The organism is Allomuricauda sp. TY007 (assembly GCF_010468565.1).
Taxonomy (GTDB): Bacteria; Bacteroidota; Bacteroidia; order Flavobacteriales; family Flavobacteriaceae; genus Flagellimonas.
Genome location: NZ_WUEG01000055.1, coordinates 1 through 535 on the forward strand (window position 1 = coordinate 1; position 535 = coordinate 535).

Genomic DNA, 535 nt, shown 5'->3' on the forward strand with positions numbered 1-535 from the left:
AAGCATTGTCCTAAAGGTGAAGGAATACACCAAGGGCACACCGGGGGACAACCAAAAACTGGGCATCAACTGGACCGTGTACCACAAGGAAAAACAGAGCGACCCCGTATACGAAAAACTGTACACCTTTGTGGACAAGGGCGATAGCTTGGAGTTCCCTTACCGCACCACGGGCCACTATGCCGTGGAGGCCTACGGCCATAGCGAAGGCATGGACCCCAAAACGGGCGAGGGCGGGGCATGCCTGCAATTGACCATAGCCCACCAGGGCCTGGACACCGAAAAGGGACTGCAGCTCCAGGGCGATGGCGAGGACCGCAACGGGCAAAGGCGCGTACGCCCCACCGAAACGGCCACCATAGCAGTGCCCATGCTGTTCCCCAAGGCCAAGTCCCTAAAGCCAAGGGACCTGTACTGGGAAGTGACCAGTAAGGGAGAAAAACTGCCCTTTACCAAAAAGGGGACAAGCATAGTAGTGCCCCCCTTGAACAACAAAAAAACCAAGAAGGTCACTGCCACCGTCACCTATGAGGGC

At 56.6% G+C, this 535-nt stretch carries 1 protein-coding gene; it reads left to right on the forward strand.

Features of this window, described 5'->3' with window-relative positions; translation table 11 throughout:
* Nucleotides 1-535: hypothetical protein (locus GO009_RS17400; protein WP_163627971.1), on the forward strand; the 535-nt coding region annotated here is incomplete at both ends.